This window comes from Shewanella sp. M-Br, assembly GCF_036245925.1.
In the GTDB taxonomy this organism is placed as follows: Bacteria; Pseudomonadota; Gammaproteobacteria; order Enterobacterales; family Shewanellaceae; genus Shewanella; species Shewanella oncorhynchi.
Genome location: NZ_BJBV01000009.1, coordinates 108,611 through 128,926 on the forward strand (window position 1 = coordinate 108,611; position 20,316 = coordinate 128,926).

Here is a 20,316-nt window from a genome sequence, read left to right on the forward strand (position 1 = left end):
ATGGCCGTTAAACCGTTATCCGCTGGACAAAAGAACGTGCTTTATCACTTAGCTCTCGCTTTTGTTACCGCTGATGTAGAAAACCAAGTCATTAAACCAATGATGGAAAAAGAAGGTAAGCGGTATATCGAAGGTGAGTTCCGCAAGATGTATTTCGCCAAAGTGCCCCAAGTTGCACAGGCCGAAAGAGCTTTGCAAAAAGCCATGGCTCAAGCGCAGAAGGACATTGCTGCTTCGATAAAGTCTTCTAAAGGAGCTGACAATGGCGAGTGAAACCCGAGGCCGACGCTCTAAAGTCGATTTGCTGCCTGATCCTATCCGCAAAAAACTCGATGCGGGGCTGCGTAATGGCTCGATTCAGCAGATTGATTTACTTGATGAAATCAATGCGCTGATTAAAGCCGCAGGCTTACCTGAGGAAAACCAGCTTTCCCGCGCAGGCATCAACCGCTATGCCACCAAGATGGAGGCTGTGGGTAAATCCCTGCGCGAAATGCGTGAGATCACCCAAGTGTGGACGGCAGAACTGGGCGATAAACCCACAGGTGAAGTCACTAAACTCATCCTCGAAATGGCGCGTTCGCAGCTGTTTAAAGCCCTATTAAACCAAGATGAAACGGGCGAAGGTGCCGACGTTGGCATGATTAAAGACGCCATGTTAGCGGTGCAGCGTTTGGAGTCTGCTGCAATGGCCAGCCATAAGCGCGAGAAAGAGATCCGCACTGCGTTCGCGGCCGAAGCGGCTAATGCCGCCGAGAAGGTAGCTAAAACTGCAGGTTTAACCAGTGATGCTGTGGCCTTGCTTAAGCGCGAAATATTGGGGATTGCCTGATGACCATTAAGAAAAAGGTGTTAGCGGCCGCGACTGCGGTAGCGCTAGCCATCACGCCAACAGCAAGCAGCTTTGATCCCACGTATGAGGCAAGTTGCCTAAGTCGCTTTGATCCAAAAGAGGTGCTGCTCGGTTATCAGAAGCGCTGGATAGCCGACGAGTCACCGCTGAAAATTGCCGAAAAGTCGCGCCGAACTGGACTCACTTGGGCTGAGGCTGCCGATGCTTCTCTTACCGCAGGCGCTGCCCGTGGCCAAGGCGGTACTAACCATTTTTATGTGGGCAGTAACAAAGAAATGGCACGGGAATTTATCGACGCTGCGGCCATGTGGGCTAAGGTATTTGATAAAGCCGCAGGCGAAATCCAAGAAGAAGTGTTTGTTGATGAAGGCCAAGATGGTAAAGAGATCCTGACCTTTGCCATTTACTTTGCCTCAGGTTTTAAGGTGCAGGCGCTATCGAGTAATCCCTCAAACCTGCGTGGTATGCAAGGCAATGTGACCATAGACGAAGCGGCGTTCCACGAACGCTTGGCCGAAGTGCTAAAAGCGGCATTGGCGTTGACCATGTGGGGCGCAAAGGTACGCTTGATCTCCACCCATAATGGCATTGATAACCAGTTCAATGAGCTGATTAATGATTCCCGTGCGGGTAAAAAAGATTACTCCATTCACCGTGTCACCTTAGATGATGCCTGTAGCGAGGGGCTGTATAAGCGTATTTGCCAAGTGCGAGGCATCGAATGGAGCCAAGCGGCCGAGGATGACTGGAAAGCAAAATTACTCAAAGCCACAGCTACCGAAGAGGACGCATTAGAAGAATACTTCTGTGTGCCAAAGTCGGGCGGTGGTGCCTATCTTAACCGCGCGTTAATCGAAGCCCGCATGGCCAGCGTGACAGATAGCGGCCCCGTTGTTCGCCTTAAAAAAGACGATGCTTTTGGACAATGGCCAGAGGGTTTACGGGCAGCGGAGATCCTTAAGTGGTGTGAGGATGAACTCAAGCCGGTTCTCGATAGCTTAAATCCTGCACGCCCCCATTGCTTTGGCGAAGACTTTGCCCGTAGTGGTGACTTAACTGTGATTGACGTGGGGGAAATCGCCCAAGACTTGCACATTAAAACCAAGTTACAGGTTGAGCTTAAAAACATTCCCTTTCGCCAACAAGAGCAGATCCTGTTTTACATTGTGGACCGCTTGCCACGGATGAGGGGCGGCGCGATGGATGCGCGCGGTAATGGCCAAGCCTTAGCAGAATACGCCCAGGATAAATACGGCAGTGAAGTGATCGCCTGCGTGATGCTGTCAGAGTCCTTTTACCGCGAACAAATGCCTCGTTTTAAAAGTCACTTTGAAGATGGGCTGTTAACTATTCCAAGGGATGATGATACCAGCACAGACTTGCGGGCCTTGAGCATTAACCGTCGAGGTACGCCATGCCTTGGCGATGTACGCACAGGCCAAGAAAAAGAACGCCATGGTGATGCCGCGATCAGCCTGTTCTTGATGGTATACGCCTCCACCTTAGACGGTGCCCCCATAGAGTTCACCCCCATTCCTAGAAGTGATCACCGCAATCCGAATGCCGCAGCAAGTGCCCATGAGGATGATGATCATCAAACGCAGCGAGGTTGCTGGTAATGCAAGAAAAAACAACTGAATCACGTATTTTGGACGCCAGTGGTCGGCCGTTTAAGCAGCGTGAAGCCAAAGCGCTGCAAACCGACGATGTGCGTTTAATTGGTCTGCAACGCACCTTTAGCCAGCACCCCAGTAGTGGTTTAACGCCCGCCAGTGCTGCCAATATTTTGCAGGCCGCCGAGCAAGGCGATCTCATTGCCCAATGTGAACTGGCCGAAGATATCGAAGAGAAAGACGGCCACCTATATGCCGAGTTGGACAAGCGCAAACGGGCGTTGATCGGCGTGGACTATTACTTAGTGCCACCCCGTAACCCGACGCCACAGGAAAAGGCCGACACTGAATATCTGCAAGAAATGCTTGAGGAAGGTAACTGGATAAAGACGCTCATTAAGTCAATGAGTGATGCCATTCTCAAGGGCTTTAGCATGCACGAGTTAGCCTGGACGCGTGAGCTGGGCGAATGGTTTATTGAAGTGCCAGAGTATCGCGATCCGTCTTGGTTTATGACTCATCCTGAGCGGCGCAACGAACTGCGGCTGCGTGATGCCACGGTCAATGGCGCTGACCTGTGGCCCTTTGGTTGGATCAAACATATTCACCCAGCCAAGTCTGGCTATGTTAGCCGCAGTGGTTTAGTGCGTCAGTTAATCTGGCCCTTTATTTTTAAAAACTACAGTGTGCGCGACTTAGCCGAGTTTCTGGAGATCTACGGTTTGCCGCTGCGTATTGGTCAGTATCCAGCGGGTGCCAGCGATGAGGAAAAGCGCGCCCTGTTAAATGCAGTGATGAGCATTGGCCATAACGCGGGTGGCATTATGCCCAAGGGCATGGTGATGGATTTTGAGAGTGCCGCCACAGGCCAAGCCGATCCCTTTGATTTGATGATTAGCTGGGCTGAAAAGACCATGAGCAAGGTGATTTTAGGCGGCACCTTAACCAGCCAAGCCGATGGTAAAAGCTCAACTAATGCGCTCGGTAACGTGCATAACGAAGTGCGCCAAGAGCTGCGTGATGCTGACCTTAGCCTGATTGCCGAAACCTTAACCCGCGACTTAGTGGCCCCTTTATATGCCCTTAACTGCAAGAGTTATCAAAGCCATCGTCGTCATCCACGCTTAGTCTTTGATACCACAGAGGCCGAAGACTTACGGGCCTTAGCGTATCCGCTGCGGGCGTTCGTCAGCATGGGCATGCAGATCCCACAAAACTGGCTGCATGAAAAGACCCGTATCCCTAAGCCCGCCAATGGCGAAGCCGTGCTGGTGATCCAGCAAGAAGACCCCAATGCCAGCGCAGCAGGCGCTAATGACAATCAGCAGACGGCCTTGGCCGCACTCTCTGCGACAGAGGGGGCGGCTATGCAGTCAGATGTCCCGTTGAGTGAACCGAGCCAAACCGCCTTAGATAAAGCCTTGGATGCACTCACTCAAGGTCAAATGAGCGAAGCCTATATGGCGATGGTAGAGCCATTACTGGCACAACTGCAGAGCGAGCCGGAGCAGCTGCGGGCGCAACTGGAAAAGGACTATCCCACCATGGATACCGAGCAGCTTACCGAAACGCTCGCGCGGTTAATGTTTGTGGCTGAACTGTGGGGCATCGCCAATGCCTAAACCAAGAGTGCCTAAAACTGTTGATTTAAGCATTGCCATTAACCAAGCCCCCGCCGATGCGGTGGCTTATTTCCGTGCCAAAGGCTTTGCCATCAGTGATGATTGGCAAGACGTGTGGACCCGCGCCCACGCCCGTGCCTTTACGGTGGCCAAGGCGGCACAGATGGATGTGCTCACGGCGATCCGTAATGAAGTGGATGCAGCCCTAAGCCAAGGGTTAACCGCTAAGCAGTTTCAGTCAAACCTTAAACCGCAGCTTGAAAAGCTCGGGTGGTGGGGCAAAAAGGAAGTCGATGGCCGCGAGGTACAGCTGGGGAGTCCCTACCGCTTAAACACTATCTATCGTCAAAACTTGCAAACTGCCTACATGGCTGGGCGCTATCGGCGCATGTTGTCGCGCACTAAAACCCACCCCTATTGGCAGTATGTGGCGATAGATGACGGCCAAACACGGCCAGCCCATGCGCGGCTTAGGGGTAAAGTGTTCCGCTTTGACGATCCAATATGGGACATCATCTATCCTCCCAATGGCTGGGGCTGTCGTTGCCGCGTTCGGGCGCTCACCGAGGCGCAAGTGAAGGCGATGGGGATCACTGTGGAAAATGGCGAAGGTTATATCCAGCGCTTTGACACTGAGACAGTCGCGCGCGTAACGGGTGAAGTGTTAACTGTGCCCCATGCGCGTATCGATCTGCCCGATGGCAGCAGCATGAGCCCCGATTTAGGTTGGGCTTATAGTCCAGGCGAAGCCGCCTTTGGTACCGACGTGGCCGTCGCCAAAAAGCTTGGCACCATTCAATCCCTCGATACCCGCGCACAGTTTATTCAGGCACTCAATAATAGCCCGCTGCGCCACGCCCAGTTTGCAAAGTGGACGGATGAAGTCCTTGCCGCCAATCCAGGGCAGAAACGAAGACCAGGCTTAGGCGTACAGGCTTTAGGTTTTATGACGCCCTCGATTCAAACCGCAGTGACAGCGCGTTTAGGGCGCGAGCCTAGTGCATTGCTCGCTATAACTGAGCGGCAACTCAACACAGCGCAAGCCTCAGTGACGCCTAACCAGTTGCAGCAATTACCGCTGATGCTGGCTAAGCCCGAGGCCGTTCTATGGGATAACGATAATCAAACCTTGCTCTATGTGTATCCAATTGAAGGGCAAGCTGATGATGAACGAGCGAGCAAATTACTTATCGCGAACCATTGGTCATTACAGCGCACACCTAATGAGGGCCAAGTGGAAGTGCTTAAGTTATCACTAGCAGATCTGCAGCAAGCCCAATACCAAGTGCTTGAAGGCAAGTTAAAAGAGTAGGGGGCACTATGAGTAAAGTGGATATTCAGTTTACCAACGGCACAGTATTGCAGATGCTGACTAGCTTGATGGAAAGACTCGACGACTTAAGTGAACCCATGAACGATATCGCCGCAGTTCTAGAGTCAGCCACAGAAGGTGCGTTTGAAGCAGAGGCCGATCCCACTACAGGCCAAGCTTGGGCATCCTTAAGTGATGCCTACCTTAAAGCCAACCCTAAACGCCAGGGCGGTAAGATACTGCAAGCCAGTGCTGGCGGGCTAGCTGCCAGCATTACCGCAGACAGCGGTGACTTTTGGGCGGCCATTGGTAGCAATAAAATCTATGCCGTTATTCACCAGTTCGGCGGCACCGACGATATGCCCGCAGGCCCAGCGGGTATTCCTGCACGGCCATACCTAGGTGTAAGCCGTGAGGATGAGCAAACCATACTTGAGATTGTTGTCGACTTTTGTAGCGTTAATTAAATTTTGTCTTCGCCTTTTTTGATTTGTGCATCTATTTCTTCCAACAGAGTCTCAATACTTACGTTTGGTTGAAATTTATAGAATTTACTAAGCAGTGATATTGCATTTACAAGGTATGGTAATGCATAAAGTTTCGAGTTAGTTTCTTTAGAGTACTCTAAGGATATATGACCAAGCTGAATTATTTGTATTTCCAATGCTTTTCCTGCATTAATCAGAGGGTTAGGTTGATCAGATTCCAATAGTTGATTTAATGCACCTTGATATCTACGAACTTCATTATGATTGTTCAATATTTTGTCGAAGGTAATTTCTATAGATCCTCTTTCAGTTGCTCGAGAATAAACTTGAGTAGCAAGATGGTCGTTGATGATATCAAGCTGAGCTTTTAACACGCCTTGCAATTCAGTCAGTTTTGCATCTTGTTTTAAATGAGCAACTTGAGCTTCCATAGCTTTACGACTCAGTGCAGTCTCTTCTTTGGTTTCTTTCAATTCTTGTCGAGTTAAAGCGAGTTGCTGATTAGAAAGTGCCAGCTCTTTGACCTGCATTTTCAGTGACCAGATGAGTAAAAAAACAGTTGCAAAGCCTAAGATCGGATTGAGGACTCCACCTAGAAAGTCACCAAATGTGCCAAAGTCGCCTTGATTACCGAATGATCCATTGAAATTTAAAAAATAAGTGCTTAGTAAAGCTAAGGCAATGCTCGCTATGATCGCAATCATAGTTAAGATCCATTTTGGAAGTTCGTATTTTTCTGTTTGATCATCAAGAATAATAACTTTTTCATGTATGGCTGTTGGGGAAGATATTACCGTAGATTTTGGTCTGTTCATGTGCCTTCCTAAGCGATTAAAGTGAGACCGCGATTCTAAGTGAAGGCGCTTTTAACGCAAAGCGCTAAAACGCATTTTAAGCGGCTTGGTTCTCAATTTGTTACAACGGCTTATCTCAAAACCACTTAAACGCTTTAACAATGATTTAAACGGGTTTTAAACTGGGTTATGCTCGAACTTACATTACTTAATGGATCGCCTTCATGGAAAAGGAATTAATCGGATTACTAGGTGTGGTTGTTGGTTTTGTACTGAATCTAGTCTATGGAGCTTGGGTGAAGCGAAGTCAGCGAAAACAAGAGCAGTATTATCTTGCCGTTGTAGTAACGATGCAGCTAGATCGATTTTTTGATGAAGCAGTTTTGTTATGTGGTGATAACGGGAAACCTGATCAAGACGGTTTTTATATTTCCATAATCCCTTATCCCAAGTTTGAACTGCCCACTAAGGACGTAGACTGGCGAAGTCTCCCACAGGATTTGATGAGGGATATTTTGTGGTTACCAGAGTGTATACGTAGTGCGCAAGAGTTAATCTCAAGTGTATCTAAATACGTAACAAGCCCTCCATATTTCGAGGAGTACTTTGAAACGAGGCAGTATGAATTTGCTAAGTTGGCACTTACGGCAAACAAGGTATCTATTCGATTGAGGAAAGTGGCTAATTTGCCGATGAGAAAAATTAGTGATCAGTATTATGACCCTATCAGTGATTTGATAACGATAGTGGCCAAGTTTGATAAAATGCGAGATGAAAGACACCTAGATCAACTTAGGATCATGAAAGAGATGCGCGTAAAACAAACGGCACCTAACTAATTCCTATTTTTCCATTACCGAGTTAGCTCTTCCTTGTAATGTGATTTGGTGTGTCATCATGACCGATGATCTAATCTCAAAATATTAGACACCCGTTCTGTATTGTCTTTGTGCAGATAACCCGCATTTAAAGCAACGTACGTCTAAACTTGTGATAAAGGTTTATTGCAAAACTACTTTAACGATTTAACAAGGATTTAAACAGGTTTTAAACTAGGTTATCCTCAATGCTACGTTTTTTTATCATAAGCTAAGGTGAAACAAGTTGAATGAGCAATTCAAAAAAACTTCTGTTGAAACGATGAGGGAGGTGGGTTTGCCGAAGTTTATTGAGGAGCAGCTTGCCACCAACGAGATGATGAGTAAGATTTTTTCACCTACGATTATGGAGCGTCAGCTTGCCACCAGCAAGATGATAAGTGAGATGCTTTCTCCTAAGTTTATGGAGCATCAGCTTGCCACCAGCAAGATGTTCAGTGAGATGTCTTCACCTAAGTTTATGGAGCGTCAGCTTGCCACCAGCAAGATGTTCAGTGAGATGTCTTCACCTAAGTTTATGGAGCGTCAGCTTGCCACCAGCAAGATGTTCAGTGAGATGTCTTCACCTAAGTTTATGGAGTATCAGCTTGCCACCAGTAAAATGATGAGTGAGATGTCTTCACCTAAGTTTATGGAGTATCAGCTTGCCACCAGTAAAATGATGAGTGAGATGTCTTCACCTAAGTTTATGGAGCGTCAGCTTGCCACCAGTAAGATGATAAGTGATGTGCTTTCACCTAAGTTTATGGAGAGTCAGCTTAATAATTCTGTTTCGAAAATGATTCAAGAACTGAGTAACTCAGTTAACTTACAGCATTTCGTCGGTCGCCTCACAACAGATAGTTTTTCTCACTTAATGAGACAAGCTGAAATTGTTGATATAAGTGTGCTGGATGATTTTGATGAATCAGACATTCAAGCATTTAAAGACTATTCGCAAAACGAATTAAGTCAAAATCCTGAGCAATTCATTGCGACCCAAACAACTGAACCATCAAAATATGGGCAGTTAATTATTTCAATTATTTTCGAATTATTGAAAGTTTTTATATACCCTTATTTGTTCGCTATATTGCAGGCTCAAGTAGCTTTACCATTCTTAAGCACTGATAAAACTGCTACGGAGAAACAAGTCATTATTGCTGCAAAGAGAGACTTTTGCGAAGAACAGCTTTCAGTCTGCCGCTTTGTTAAATCTACGAAACTGAATGTGCGAGCTTCAGCTGGACAAAAGTATCAAGTCATAGACACTTTGAATTTTGGCCAAGGTGTAATCATTGATACATTTGAAGTTAACGAAAAAGATAGAGATTGGGTATTTGTCAGTTATTACGATAAGACTAGTGAAAGTTACAAAAACGGCTGGGTATTTAGGCGTTATCTAAGACGCTACGTTCCGTAATCCCGAAACCTTTCCAATCCGCTAGCGAGCCGAGCGAGATCATCATAGGCACTCCAATGTTATTGAGAGTGCCTTTTTTATGCCTGCAACCACCACAGCTTTGGTTTTTGCCGCCTTAAGCAGCCAGTTAAACGTCAATCCAGAAGCAACCTTTGTGGTTGGTGAAGATGGCTACATTCAGGCGCTGCCTGATGGCCACTTTGCTGCCGTCGATGGTCGCCCTGATGATGTAGCTGGTGGCAAGTGGTTGATGGATAGCGTTGCGTTCGCGGCCCTGCGAGCAAACACCCCCCATAAAGCCGGTGATCTGGTTATTGACTACGAACACCAAACCCTCAACAAAGAGAAGAATGGCCAGCCTGCACCCGCTGCGGGTTGGTTCAACATCGATGACGTGCAATATCGACAGGGGCAGGGCTTGTTTATTAAGCCGCGCTTTACCGATAACGCCATCGCTTATCTCACTGCCAAAGAATACAAGTACTTCAGCCTAGTGTTCGGTTACGACACCAGCACTGGCCGCCCGCAATTTATCCACTCAGCCGCGTTAACTAACCGCCCTGGTGTCGATGGCATGTTGCCACTCGCATCGTTGGCTGCACTGGCTGCTCTTAATACAAGCCTCAATCCATACGAACCTATCCAATCTACCGACACGGAGGAACTCCATGTGAACCCATTACTGAGAAAAATTTTAGCCGCCTTGGGCGTTGAAATTCCCGATGATGCAACGGCCTTAACGGCTGAGCAAGAGGTCGCGGCGCTATCTGCACTTAATACGCTAACCACGGCAGCAAATAGCGTTGATGGCTTAAAGCAACAGCTTACCGCGCTGAGTGCGATATCGCCCTCGGTTGATCTAAGCCAGTACGTTCCAGCGGCAACTGTCGCTGCCCTGCGTGCGCAACTGGTTGCACTCACTGCTGAAAACGGTGTGCTTACCGTTGAGCAAACCGTGAAGGCGGCAATAGACGAAGGCAAAGCCTTTGAGTGTGAACGTGATTACCTAACCAAGTTAGGCAAGCAATCCATGGCGGCGCTTACAGCCAACTTGGGTGAGCGTGTGGCTATTGCCGCATTAACGGCCAAGCAAACCACCACAGTTCCCGATCCTATCAAGGACAAGGACACCAAACTCGCGGCACTGACTGCCGACCAAATCAAAATGGCCGATTCTTGGGGCATGTCACAAGCTGACTTTGCTAAAGCTATCGCCGCTGATCAGGAGCACAAATAATGGCTGCTATTAACGCCCCAGTATTACAAGCTCTGCGCACTATGGTGCGTAGCGAGTTTCAAAATGCTTTAGCTAAGACTGAGCCACTGTATTTAAAAATTGCCTCAGTCGTGCCAAGCAATACTAAGTCCAATACCTACGGCTGGTTAGGTTCAATGCCGACTATGCGCGAATGGATTGGTGCGCGGGTGATCAACTCCATCAAAGAGCATGGTTATTCAATCACTAACCGTACCTTTGAAACCACCATAGGTATTAGTCGTGATGATGTGGAAGATGACACTTTAGGGATTTACAAACCTATGGTGCAGGCATTGGCGCAGGAAGGTGAAGAGTTTCCCGACGATCTGGTGTTCGAGCTATTAGCCGAAGGCTTTGGCACTTTGTGTTATGACGGGCAGAACTTTTTTGACACTGACCATCCCGTTAACGAGAAACACGACGGTACGGGTGCTGACGTATCGGTGGCCAACATGGTGGTTGATGGCGCTTATACGGGGGAACCTTGGTTTTTGCTCGATACCACGCGCCCATTAAAGCCACTCATCTTCCAAGAGCGTCGCAAGCTGGATTTAAACACCCTGTTTAATCCAACCGACCCTGCAGTTTGGACCAATAACGAGTTCCAGTTCGGCACTGATATGCGCTGTGAGGCGGGCTTTGGCTTCTGGCAAATGGCCTTCGCCAACAAGCGTACTCTCAATGCCACCAACCTATGGAGCGCTTACAAAGCCATGCAAGCTTTTACCAGCGATGGCGGTAAGAAGCTCAAGATACGCCCCAATTTGTTGGTGATCCCAGCTTCTCTTGAAGACGTCGCACTCAAGTTAATGACCCGTGAGCGCATTGATGAAGGCGGCGTGACCGTGGATAACGAACTGAAAGGCAAGTTCGAGATCCTTGTGGTGCCACAGCTTTAGGTGTTCACCCCTTAAGTTTGAGCAGCGAATAGCAGGCACAAGGATGCGCCTGCCCCCCAACATCGAGTGAGGTAACAATGAAATGGCGAATCCTTCTAAGAACATTCAAGTCCTGTTGGTTATCTGTCTTGCGCACACTGGCTACCGCCGTGCGGGCATGGCGCTTAACAAAGGCGAAAACCTTATACCGCTGGCCGAGTTGTCGGATGAGCAAGTTGCAGCGTTTGAAGCTGACCAGCGCCTTAAAGTATCCGTGCGTGATATGGCACCAGCGTCGGGGAGTGTGGACATTCCAGACGGTGATCAGACATTAGGCACCGATATCACAGGCACGCTCACTGGTGTAAAAGAGCCCAATGGTGAAGAGAAAGTCTTAAACCAACTGACAGTAGATGAACTGTTAGATCAGCTCACGGTAAAAGATCTTAAGGCGCTAGCAAAAGACTTGGAGATCACCGGCTTTAACGCGATGAATAAACCTGACTTAGTCAATGCTATTCGGGCGGTAAGAGTCACAGTGCCAGGTGCGAGTGAAACGGCTACCCCTAGCGCTGAAACGCCAAGCACTGAACCCTCTGGCACCGTCACCAACGCAGCAGGTGAATAGCTATGGCCGACTTAGCCATCACAAGAGCCATGTACGCCACCCCTGACAACATGCTGAGTCGCTTTGGTACGCAGGACTTAATGCTGCTTACCGAACGTGAAGACAGTGTGCCAGGGGAAATCAATTTCGCCTTGCTTGAGCAGGCGCTGAGTGATGCGTCTGCCGAGATTGATGGCTATATCGTGGGACGTTACACCTTGCCGTTAACTACGGTTCCCGCCGTGCTTGAGCGTAACTGCTGCGATATCGCCCGTTACTTCCTGTATGGCGATAAAGCCCCTGAACAAGTCGAGAAACGCTATACCGCTGTGGTGAAGTTTTTAACCGCAGTGAGCAAAGGCGATATCAGTTTGGGGCTAGCTGATACGGGTGAAGTCGCTAGCCAAAGTGAGTTAGTGGTCAGTATCGAAAGCGCAGGCAGCGTGTTTGGCCGTGCATCGTCTAAGGGGTTTATCTGATGTTTGAAATTAAAGATAACTACCTTGCTGCAGGTGATGCACTGACTCAACTGCTTGAGCCATTAGTGACGAGCCAGAAGCTGAAGAAGGTCTATCAAGCCAATGAGCTAAGCGAAGTGGATGAGCGCAGCCAAATCACCCCCGCCGCCCATGTGCTGTATATGGGCGATATGCTGGCGGATACGGCCCAAGGCGGCAACACCAGCCAAATTAAGCAGACTTGGCTTGTGGTATTGGCTTGCCGTTTATCTATCCACGAAGGCCAAGCAGGTGAGCTATTCGTCAGCCTGTTAAACGCGATTGTGGGTAAGTCCATTGCGGTGGATGGTCAGATGCTTGGCCCCTTTGTGCGCGTTAACAGTCCCGTTAAACCCCGTTTCACTAAAAGCCACGGTTATTACCCCGTGGCGTTAAGTGTGATTTTGAGATTCAAACCTTAACAACCTAAGAGGAACTCACCATGAGTGGATTATTAGTAGCAGGCAACTTCTTTGTTGACCGTCTAAATGCCCAAGGGCAATCAACGGGGATCATTGGTCCCATCAACACCACTAAGCTCGCCATTAAAACCGATGCCGATGAAAAGGTACGTCCAAGTAAAAAGAAAGACAGCTACGGCCAAGCCTTAAGCGTGGTGAAAATTGCAAAACCTGTTGAGGTGGAATGGTCCTTCGACGATCAACCTGCCGAACTGATAGCTATGGCACTGCTGGGTGATACCCAAGTGCTGAACACGGGCAGCGGCAACTTAACCGATGAAGCCGTGACCTTACCAACCAATCAACGTTGGATACAGCTACCTGAAAGTAACTTTGCCGCCCTCGGTTTTGTGGTGAAGAAAGACGCTGCCACCTTAGTGCTGGGCACTGACTATGAGGTGAACTATGCCCTAGGGCTAGTGCGCGCCGTAAAAGGCGGCGACATAGAAGCGGGCGGCGCGGTGACGGTGACAGGCCAACATAACGCCATTAGCGGCACCCTCATTCGCGGTGGCATTAACGCCCAAACCCGTGCGCGGATCTTCGGTGAAGGTAAAAACCTCGAAACAGGCAAGCCGATTAAGCTCGAAATTTTCGACGCCAGCTTATCGCCAACAGCGGCGCTCGATTTTGCCGCCAGCGAGTTTGTGAGCGCCACCCTTGCAGGTAAAGCCCAGTTAGTCGCGGGTAAGGATCATCCGTTCGAGTACCTAGAGCTGGATGCGTAAGCGGTTTTGGTTAACCCAAGGGCATGGCCGTACTCAATTGCCATGCCCTTTAATCCCCATTTAACCGCCGTTTAAACACCGATTATTTAGATACTAACGAGAGCATTAACGAGATAGCCATGGCTGATAAAACCTTAGAACTCGCCCTGCGGATCGTGGCAGAAGCCACGGGCAAGCAACACATAGCGGCTTTAGTCGATGAGCTTAAGCGCATCGGCACTGAGTCGGATGCGGCGAATCCTAAGACACAGGCGCTCGCTGATGAACTCGATGGCGTGAGTGATGCCAGCCAAGCGGGTGCGAATCAAGTTGATGAACTCAAAAATAGCCTTGATCCGTTAAGCGACCAGCTAGACCAAGTGGCCCAAAGCAGCCGTAATACCAGCAACCAAACAGAGCAGCTTACTAATGACCTCAAGCCTTTAGCTACAGGGCTTGATGACGTTGGCGATAGCAGCCAATCGACCAGCCAAAAGGCCAATACCTTAGCCAATAAGCTCGATGAGTTGGCTAACCAGCAAGACCTGATTAACACCTTTAAGCGTTCACGCAATGAGCTTGAACAGCAAGAACTTGCTGTCACTGCCGCCGCCTTAGCACTGCAGGACTTAAAGCAACGTGCGAGCCAAACGGATGCGCCTTTTGTGCAACTGGCACGCTCTATTGATGTGGCCGAAAAAGAGCTGGAGCAAATGCAGCGCGAGTTAGCGCAGCAATCATCCAGCCACACTAAGCTGCAAAATGCCCTGTCAAAATCGGGTATTGACTACAACAACCTGACCACAGCGCAGCGCAAGTTAAGCGCCGAATTTGACGGCACTGGCCGCAATGTCGATAAGTTTGCTAATCAGTTAGATAAGGGCAATGCCAGCGCCCGTGATCATGCCAGTTCCCTGCGTGGTGTGATCGGCCAAGTGACCGCTTTAGCGGGTGCCTATTTGGGCTTTGACCGTGTGGCCCAAGCGTTGAAGGATGTCTTTGCCACGGGCGATCAATTTGAACGTCTTAGCGTGCAAATGAATGCCGTGATGGGCGGTTTTGAATCTGGCAAACAAGCCACCGCTTGGGTAAAGCAATTCGCCATTGATGTGCCACTGCAACTGAACGAAGTCAATCAAGCGTTTGTGAAGGCCAAAGCCTTTGGCCTTGATCCTATGAACGGCACCATGAAGGCGATTGTGGATCAAGCCTTTAAACTCGGTGGCGGTTTTCAAGAGGTCGAGGGGATCACCTTGGCACTCGGCCAAGCCTGGGCAAAACAAAAGCTACAGGGCGAAGAGATCCTGCAGTTGATTGAGCGCGGCGTGCCCGTATGGGACATGCTGGCTAAGGTCACGGGAAAGAACACCACCGAACTGCAAAAACTCAGTGAGCAAGGCAAGCTTGGCCGCGATGTGATCCAAGGCTTGATTGATGAAATGGGCCGAGCCGCAAATGGCAGCGCAGCGGCGCAGATGGCTTTGCTCAGTGGCCAAGTATCAAACCTCAAAGACAACCTTTCATCCTTCTATGATCTCGTGGCTCAGTCCGGTGCACTTGATTGGCTCAAGGGCCAGATCAGTGAGTTGAATCTTGAGTTTGCCGCCATGGCCGCCGATGGCCGTTTAAAGGAATGGGCGCAGCAAGTCAGCGACACGATCGTGAGCATAGGCTCAGCGGTGCAAGATGGCGCGGCTATGCTGTACCACTTCCGTGATGAAATTGGTTTTGTGGCTAAGGCATTTCTAGCGTTAAAAGTCGGTAGCTATTTTAGTTATGTGATCACGGGAGCCAATGCCGCCATCGGCGTGATGCGTCTTTACACTGGCGCGATCATGGGTACCACTGCGGCGAGTGAGGGCGCGGCCTTAGCTGCTGGCAAACTTAAAACCGCCTTGGCAGCAGCTGCTAAAGCGGGTTTGTACTTAGCCCTGATTAGCGAGTTGATCGAGGTTACTCGGGTATACCAAGAGTTATTGATTGCTGAAGAAGCACTGGAAAAATCTAAACGCGCTGCCGCGTCTAGCGCCAAACAGTTGGAGTACTCACTTAAGGATCTCAGTGAGCAAACGGGCGTAGCCTTTACCACTATGGCCGAGTTCAACAAGGCGGTAGACGAAGGCAAACTGATTTATGACGACGCCACTGGTAAGTGGAAGAACGCCGCTAAAGCCATGGAAGAAGTCAAACAGGCTGCCGTTGAAGTCGTTGAGCCGATTAAATTAACGGTTGAAGAAGCGCTGCGCCTGACCTTTACCTTAAGCGAACAGACTAAAACGCTCGATGGCGTTAAAGGTGGTATGGGCGGTTTCATTCGCCAAATTGACGCCGCCTTAGTGCCGTTGAAAGCGGCGGGGGATCAATATGAAGGCCACGTTAAGTTACTCACAATACTGCGCGCCAAGTTTGAAGAGCAGCAAACCTATCTAGATGCCACGGCTAAGGGCACCGAGGCATTGGAGCAAGCCTATAAGGATTTAGGGCTGACCAGTAGCCATGCCTTAGAGCAGGTGAACACGAAAGCCGAAGCGGCCTTTAATCTGATTAAGAACAACCGTGAACCGATTGAGCAACAAAAGGATGCGTTTTTAGCCTGGGCTAAAGCGGCATTAATGGCCGCCGAAGCGACGGGCGCTGCGGTACCCGAAACCTTGAAAGCGCAAGCCGCCACCCTTGGGCTAACCAAGGAACTGAGCGAGCTGACAGCAAAGCAATACGGCTATACAGACAGCGTGAAGGAACTTTCACCCGAGCAAGCCAAGCTAAGCCGCGCAGTGGCAGAAACTGAAGCCCGTTTGAAGCAATGTCGCGATGTGATGAACAGCTCGACGGTATCGAGTAAAGCCAAAGCAAAAGCCCAACAAGATCTGATTAGTTTACAGGGCAAGTTAAGTGACCAAACTAAGCAGCTCAGTGAGGTTCAGGCACTCGAAGCGGCTAATTATGAACAGATAAAAAGCAAGTATGCCGCTGTATCTGACGAGATGTTAAGGCTCGAACAAGCCTATAAAGACGGCGGCATCACAGCGGAAGAATACCTGCGACAAAAAGAACGCTTAGTTGAAGTGCTCAGAATATTGCAACGCTTAATGGGCGGTTTGGAAGATGGTGAGCAAGAGACTGACGAACAGGTAAAAAAGACCACTAAAACCTTAATTGAGCAACGCCAAGAACTTGAACAATTAGAGGAAACCACTGGCCGCGCCACTGAGTATGTAAACCTATTTGCGGGTGCCTATGCCCACTTAAACAAACAGTTCAATTTTAACGAAGATAGCACCGAAAAACTCAACGCCCGCGTCGATGAGCTGACTAAAAGCATCATGAACAATATGCGGGTGAATACAGGCTTTTGGGGTGTGCTGGCGCAGCTCAGTAACCAAGCTTTTATCCGCGAAAAGCAGATCATCAATGAAACCTTACTGACCCGCAAATGGACTGAAGAACTCGAAAGCTCAAGCATTAGCCTCGATCGTGTCAATCAAATTAGCCGCGAGGCAAAGTGGAATATACGCGAGCTAGGTGACGAAGAACTTAAGCCACTGCAAGCGGCCATTGATGCTACCCGTGATCGTATTCTCGGCCTGCGTGACGATATCAACGCGACCTTGGGCAGTCTCAAAGATGAGATGGATCAGCTCAACAATAACCAAGCCGCTATCGAGAAGCGTCGCTATGAACAGCAACAGGCTGAGCTTAAGGCGCAGCTCGATGCCGCCCGCACGGCTCAGGATAAAGAGTCCATTGCCAGTGCCCAAGAAGCACTGCAACTGAGTCAGCAAATCTACGCCACCAAACTAAAACAAATCGAAGCAGAGGCGGTAGAACGCAGCGCACGGGCACAAGAAAGCACATCAAGCAGTGCAAGCACCGCGACGAATTCCACTCGCAGTACTACAAGCCAAACCACTTCGCCATCGGTGAGCAATCAGAACACAGGCGGCAGCGTACAAATTTATCGGCTAGAGCTGGCAATGCCGTCGGGCAATGTGGTGAAAGCCGATTTGCTTGATGAGTTTAAGCAGCTGTTTTTGCGCGAACTAGAACAGATTAAGGCCACCTCATGATCACCTTAGACACGCTTCAATTACCGCATTTTATTTGGCTTAACCGCTTTGGTTATACGCCCTTTGTGAGTAGCACTGAGTTTGCGCTCGATGGCTCGCAGCATGTTGAAGTAGCGGCTAAACAAGCAGGGCGTTCCATTATGCTCTTTAGTGATGGCGAATCTTTAAGTCTGTTTGAAGCCCTTGAAAGCCACGCCAATACAAAAGGGGCTGCCAGTTTCAATCTGGATATTAACGGCACTGTTTTTAGCGTGATTTGGGATTACCGCGATCAACCGATTAGCGGTGCACCAGACATTAACTACAGCGATAGCGCCCCCGATGCTGTCGATGCCATCACCCTCAAGTTAATCACTGTTTAAAGGCTGTTTAATATGGCAACTTCTCCGACTCCGATTTCTCGCGACAGCTTAAAAATCTTCAAGCCTGAACTATTAGGTTCAAGCAATGAGGCTGGCGGCCAGCGCACGAACAACGTAGTGCAATCAGGGCAGATTAATGAACTGTTTGATGCTATCTCTGATATTGATCATGCTCAATCGAGTATCGATATCGTTAAGTGCTTCCCCACGCTTTACACAAATGACACTAACAAACTTAAGCAAGCCCATGTGTTTGTGAGTGAGCCACCAGTCGATCCGCTGGTGAATGTGTTTATGATTGAATCGCCTGCGCTGGATGATGAGTCTCGCATGACGGATATGAAGGAGATCATTGAGTCGTCTGTCACTGCAGGGGAATTAATCCGCGAAGGTGGCCCAGGGTTCCTTGTTAATCAAAACTCGTTTTCCTCTGATTACTTGCAATCGACTTATCGATTTAATGATCGCGATTACTGGAAAACTACCTATTTGGTCGTGGGCCAAGTGATTTGTATTACTGTGGAATATACTGGGGTGGAAAATGCCGATTGGCCGCGCAAAACTCACTTTTGCAAAGTAACCAAGACCAATAATGTTAATGGCCAAGTCGGTACCGTCACGTTTGACCCACCCATTCCTTTTGCCACGCCATGGCCATCATTAGCTGTTAATGGACAAAGCAAGTGTACTAAGCTGCGCTTATCAAATACCGCATCACCGCTTAAGTTTCATGGCGTAACCAAATTAACGGCTGTGGCCAATGGCGTTAATTTAGCCGTGGGGGCGACGCAGTTGTCGTTACTGCCATCCATTACCACTGTGTTACCCAAGCCAGGCAATACCATTGTCGGCGGCAGTGAAAACGGGGATGCCACTGTCAGCCAAGTGATCCGCAAAGTGATCTCCCAACCTTCAAGCGCAGGTACCTATAGCTATACTTTTACCACCACGGATTTATTAACTGATGAAAACGGATTAGTTGCCGTTTCAACGTTACCCACGGCTGCTATGGGTGGTTATACCAGCTACATTCAATCCGTGACAATTGGCTCAGGTAATATCACGGTAACGCTCACCTCAAGTACAATATTTAATAATGCGTCAACCGTGAGCCTGTTTTATGTTTCATCCTATAAATACAGTATCTATTCAAGCGCCAACCCGTTCCCCGCCAATAAGCAACTGACAGTGGGCAGTATTAAAGGCCGCGCAGTCTTTGCTGATACAAACTATGCTGCCCAAGATGTGTATGAGAGAGTGAGCGCCGAGGGCACAACAGGCAAGCTATATGATGGGACAGAACACATCGCAACCATTAATTACTTAACGGGTGCGGTGACTAAGCAAGTTATTAGCCGTGGCGAGTTTACGTTTACCTATGCCGGATTAGTCGAATCGAGCGCGGCTGCTGCTGCAGGTGATACGGTCGCTAAGTTCACCTTGTCAGTGCCAAATCCCTTATTAGAAAGCTTTTATGTGCAGGTTGAGCGTATCTCTGATCGAGCGCTGATTAGTGCCTCCGCCAATGCTCAAGGGGTGGTTGCTGGCACTGGCATTAACGGCAGCATTAGCAGTGGCATTGTGGAACTGACCTTTAGTGCCCCAGTGGATTTAACCACATTGCGCTATGACATTAGCGACCAAGTGCGCCAACTACCACCCGCTGAGATTTATGGCCTTAACCCGCTGCGTATTCCTTATGATGGCATTGTGAATATGTTCCGCCAGTGGGGCACTGTGGCGCTGTCACACTCACAAGTGCAGCAAGTCACCGCCACGGCTGGTACCGTGTATAACATTCGTCAAAACGCAGCATTTAGCGACATTACAGATGCGAATGGCGCCAGCCTATGGACCAGCGAAAACACCCATTTCACCGTAAATAAAGCGGCAGGCACTGTCACCATTAATAGTGCCTTTACTGGTTTTGCGCCGCCCTTTGTGCTGACCGATGTCATTAGCGAACTGGCGTTAGTTTCAAGCTTTACCCCAAGTAGCATAGTTCTGGCAAAACCTTTATCACGCGAATACCCCATAGGGGCCACTGTTGCCAGTGTGCAGATTTTAGGTGATTTGCAGGCGCGTGTTGGCCAAGTACGGGATATGACCGCCTGGTCAAATAACTGGGATGTTGATGGTGCTCAAGCCACGGGTAATTTCAATGCCGTTGACTATCCGGTAGAAGTTAAAAATAACACTGCAGTAAACGAAGATTGGGTAATGATTATGACCAGTGAAACCGCGTTTCGCTGCGTCGGCCGCCGCCTCGGACAAATTGCGACTGGTGATGCCCTCAATGATTTTGCCCCTATCAACCCAGTGACCAATACCCCTTATTTTGTGCTCAGAAAAGGCGCATGGGGTGGTGGTTGGCAAATGGGCGAGGCGGTGCGCTTTGCCACCTTTGCGTCATCAAAACCCATCATGCTGCTGCGAAATGTGCAGGTTGGCCACAGCCAAATCACTACAGATAAAGCCGTATTGTCATTTTTCGGTAACGAGTCATAGGAGCAATTG

General features: G+C 49.1%; 18 protein-coding genes. 17 read left to right on the forward strand and 1 reads right to left on the reverse strand.

Annotated elements, in window-relative coordinates:
• The 6 genes from AAA952_RS09615 to AAA952_RS09640 are packed head-to-tail and all read left to right on the forward strand — an operon-like array spanning position 1 to position 5,867.
• Positions 1 to 273 carry a hypothetical protein gene (locus tag AAA952_RS09615; RefSeq protein ID WP_338256466.1) on the forward strand — a complete coding sequence of 91 codons (273 nt, stop codon included), beginning with the start codon at positions 1 to 3 and terminating at the stop codon, positions 271 to 273.
• Positions 263 to 832, forward strand: coding sequence for a DUF3486 family protein (locus AAA952_RS09620; RefSeq protein WP_012089151.1), 570 nt, complete (start codon positions 263 to 265; stop codon positions 830 to 832). Before AAA952_RS09615 ends, AAA952_RS09620 begins: the two co-directional genes overlap by 11 nt.
• The gene (locus AAA952_RS09625; protein ID WP_338256470.1) at positions 832 to 2,472 is read left to right on the forward strand and encodes a hypothetical protein; all 1,641 of its coding nucleotides are present in this window, start codon (positions 832 to 834) and stop codon (positions 2,470 to 2,472) included. Before AAA952_RS09620 ends, AAA952_RS09625 begins: the two co-directional genes overlap by 1 nt.
• On the forward strand, positions 2,472 to 4,088 hold the full coding sequence (locus tag AAA952_RS09630; RefSeq protein WP_338256472.1) for a DUF935 domain-containing protein: 1,617 nt from the start codon (positions 2,472 to 2,474) through the stop codon (positions 4,086 to 4,088). Before AAA952_RS09625 ends, AAA952_RS09630 begins: the two co-directional genes overlap by 1 nt.
• Positions 4,081 to 5,400 (forward strand): phage head morphogenesis protein, encoded by a 1,320-nt coding sequence (locus tag AAA952_RS09635; RefSeq protein ID WP_338256474.1) that lies wholly within the window; start codon positions 4,081 to 4,083, stop codon positions 5,398 to 5,400. The genes AAA952_RS09630 and AAA952_RS09635 overlap by 8 nt, the downstream gene beginning before the upstream one ends.
• Positions 5,401 to 5,408: 8 nt before the next feature.
• Positions 5,409 to 5,867, forward strand: coding sequence for a phage virion morphogenesis protein (locus tag AAA952_RS09640; protein ID WP_338256476.1), 459 nt, complete (start codon positions 5,409 to 5,411; stop codon positions 5,865 to 5,867).
• On the opposite strand, the gene AAA952_RS09645 is transcribed toward AAA952_RS09640, so the two are convergent.
• Positions 5,864 to 6,703 (reverse strand): hypothetical protein, encoded by an 840-nt coding sequence (locus AAA952_RS09645; protein ID WP_338256478.1) that lies wholly within the window; start codon positions 6,701 to 6,703, stop codon positions 5,864 to 5,866. The genes AAA952_RS09640 and AAA952_RS09645 overlap by 4 nt on opposite strands.
• 203 nt (positions 6,704 to 6,906) lie before the next feature.
• Between AAA952_RS09645 and AAA952_RS09650 the strand changes: the two genes are divergently transcribed.
• From AAA952_RS09650 to AAA952_RS09700, 11 genes are all read left to right on the forward strand, one after another.
• The gene (locus tag AAA952_RS09650; protein WP_263209352.1) at positions 6,907 to 7,521 is read left to right on the forward strand and encodes a hypothetical protein; all 615 of its coding nucleotides are present in this window, start codon (positions 6,907 to 6,909) and stop codon (positions 7,519 to 7,521) included.
• A gap of 265 nt (positions 7,522 to 7,786) precedes the next feature.
• The gene (locus tag AAA952_RS09655) at positions 7,787 to 8,962 is read left to right on the forward strand and encodes an SH3 domain-containing protein (protein ID WP_338256483.1); all 1,176 of its coding nucleotides are present in this window, start codon (positions 7,787 to 7,789) and stop codon (positions 8,960 to 8,962) included.
• Between the two features lie 79 nt (positions 8,963 to 9,041).
• Positions 9,042 to 10,199 carry a phage protease gene (locus tag AAA952_RS09660; protein ID WP_338256487.1) on the forward strand — a complete coding sequence of 386 codons (1,158 nt, stop codon included), beginning with the start codon at positions 9,042 to 9,044 and terminating at the stop codon, positions 10,197 to 10,199.
• On the forward strand, positions 10,199 to 11,119 hold the full coding sequence (locus AAA952_RS09665; RefSeq protein WP_113939668.1) for a Mu-like prophage major head subunit gpT family protein: 921 nt from the start codon (positions 10,199 to 10,201) through the stop codon (positions 11,117 to 11,119). Before AAA952_RS09660 ends, AAA952_RS09665 begins: the two co-directional genes overlap by 1 nt.
• 82 nt (positions 11,120 to 11,201) lie before the next feature.
• A complete protein-coding gene (locus tag AAA952_RS09670; RefSeq protein ID WP_338256491.1) occupies positions 11,202 to 11,726 on the forward strand; it encodes an HI1506-related protein in 525 nt (174 codons plus the stop codon).
• 2 nt (positions 11,727 to 11,728) lie between these two features.
• Entirely contained in the window at positions 11,729 to 12,184 is a 456-nt protein-coding gene (locus AAA952_RS09675; RefSeq protein ID WP_338256493.1) for a gp436 family protein, read from the forward strand.
• Complete coding sequence (locus tag AAA952_RS09680; protein ID WP_338256495.1) at positions 12,184 to 12,624, forward strand: phage tail terminator protein; 441 nt, start codon at positions 12,184 to 12,186, stop codon at positions 12,622 to 12,624. The genes AAA952_RS09675 and AAA952_RS09680 overlap by 1 nt, the downstream gene beginning before the upstream one ends.
• 20 nt (positions 12,625 to 12,644) lie before the next feature.
• Positions 12,645 to 13,391, forward strand: a complete 747-nt coding sequence (locus tag AAA952_RS09685) for a phage tail tube protein (protein WP_338256498.1) — start codon at positions 12,645 to 12,647, stop codon at positions 13,389 to 13,391.
• 119 nt (positions 13,392 to 13,510) lie between these two features.
• Positions 13,511 to 17,437, forward strand: coding sequence for a tape measure protein (locus AAA952_RS09690; RefSeq protein WP_338256500.1), 3,927 nt, complete (start codon positions 13,511 to 13,513; stop codon positions 17,435 to 17,437).
• Positions 17,434 to 17,799, forward strand: a complete 366-nt coding sequence (locus AAA952_RS09695; protein WP_131525971.1) for a hypothetical protein — start codon at positions 17,434 to 17,436, stop codon at positions 17,797 to 17,799. Before AAA952_RS09690 ends, AAA952_RS09695 begins: the two co-directional genes overlap by 4 nt.
• 12 nt (positions 17,800 to 17,811) lie before the next feature.
• On the forward strand, positions 17,812 to 20,307 hold the full coding sequence (locus AAA952_RS09700) for a hypothetical protein (protein ID WP_338256503.1): 2,496 nt from the start codon (positions 17,812 to 17,814) through the stop codon (positions 20,305 to 20,307).
• Positions 20,308 to 20,316 lie beyond the last annotated feature (9 nt).

Bases quoted from the DNA above. Each gene is read 5' to 3' on its own strand.
- AAA952_RS09615 (WP_338256466.1), top strand. From the start codon at position 1: ATGGCCGTTAAACCGTTATCCGCTGGACAAAAGAACGTGCTTTATCAC.
- AAA952_RS09620 (WP_012089151.1), top strand. From the start codon at position 263: ATGGCGAGTGAAACCCGAGGCCGACGCTCTAAAGTCGATTTGCTGCCT.
- AAA952_RS09625 (WP_338256470.1), top strand. From the start codon at position 832: ATGACCATTAAGAAAAAGGTGTTAGCGGCCGCGACTGCGGTAGCGCTA.
- AAA952_RS09630 (WP_338256472.1), top strand. From the start codon at position 2,472: ATGCAAGAAAAAACAACTGAATCACGTATTTTGGACGCCAGTGGTCGG.
- AAA952_RS09635 (WP_338256474.1), top strand. From the start codon at position 4,081: ATGCCTAAACCAAGAGTGCCTAAAACTGTTGATTTAAGCATTGCCATT.
- AAA952_RS09640 (WP_338256476.1), top strand. From the start codon at position 5,409: ATGAGTAAAGTGGATATTCAGTTTACCAACGGCACAGTATTGCAGATG.
- AAA952_RS09645 (WP_338256478.1), bottom strand. From the start codon at position 6,703: ATGAACAGACCAAAATCTACGGTAATATCTTCCCCAACAGCCATACAT.
- AAA952_RS09650 (WP_263209352.1), top strand. From the start codon at position 6,907: ATGGAAAAGGAATTAATCGGATTACTAGGTGTGGTTGTTGGTTTTGTA.
- AAA952_RS09660 (WP_338256487.1), top strand. From the start codon at position 9,042: ATGCCTGCAACCACCACAGCTTTGGTTTTTGCCGCCTTAAGCAGCCAG.
- AAA952_RS09665 (WP_113939668.1), top strand. From the start codon at position 10,199: ATGGCTGCTATTAACGCCCCAGTATTACAAGCTCTGCGCACTATGGTG.
- AAA952_RS09670 (WP_338256491.1), top strand. From the start codon at position 11,202: ATGGCGAATCCTTCTAAGAACATTCAAGTCCTGTTGGTTATCTGTCTT.
- AAA952_RS09675 (WP_338256493.1), top strand. From the start codon at position 11,729: ATGGCCGACTTAGCCATCACAAGAGCCATGTACGCCACCCCTGACAAC.
- AAA952_RS09680 (WP_338256495.1), top strand. From the start codon at position 12,184: ATGTTTGAAATTAAAGATAACTACCTTGCTGCAGGTGATGCACTGACT.
- AAA952_RS09685 (WP_338256498.1), top strand. From the start codon at position 12,645: ATGAGTGGATTATTAGTAGCAGGCAACTTCTTTGTTGACCGTCTAAAT.
- AAA952_RS09690 (WP_338256500.1), top strand. From the start codon at position 13,511: ATGGCTGATAAAACCTTAGAACTCGCCCTGCGGATCGTGGCAGAAGCC.
- AAA952_RS09695 (WP_131525971.1), top strand. From the start codon at position 17,434: ATGATCACCTTAGACACGCTTCAATTACCGCATTTTATTTGGCTTAAC.
- AAA952_RS09700 (WP_338256503.1), top strand. From the start codon at position 17,812: ATGGCAACTTCTCCGACTCCGATTTCTCGCGACAGCTTAAAAATCTTC.